The 302-nt window shown below is 56.3% G+C and carries 1 protein-coding gene; it reads left to right on the top strand.

The genetic code is table 11. The features are described from left to right. Positions 1 to 126: 126 nt before the first annotated feature. Positions 127 to 302: IS4/Tn5 family transposase DNA-binding protein (locus AC1DQ3_RS36910; RefSeq protein WP_477125013.1), on the top strand; the 176-nt coding region annotated here is incomplete at its 3' end.

Genomic DNA, 302 nt, shown 5'->3' with positions numbered 1-302 from the left:
CCATAGCGTTATACACATCTCGGCGCCGACGGCGGCCCCCAATGAAGCGTTTACCTTCAATGACTCGCGAACTTCGCTTGTAAACTTTGTCGAAATCGCGTTTACTTTCGCGCTTTGGGCAAGCGCGTGGCAGAGGCAGCAAAGCAGTGGATCGAGCAGGAGTTTGCGGGGCTGAATCTTGGCGACGCCCGCCTCAACAGAAGGGCGAAGAAATTGATAGAACGACTTGCGGCCAAACCGAAGGCCAGTATCCCTGAGGCGTGCGATAGCTGGAGCGAGACGTGCGCGGCCTACCGTTTTTT

This window comes from Cupriavidus sp. 01T418 (assembly GCF_056398885.1).
This window is presented reverse-complemented; position numbering and strand designations above follow the sequence as displayed.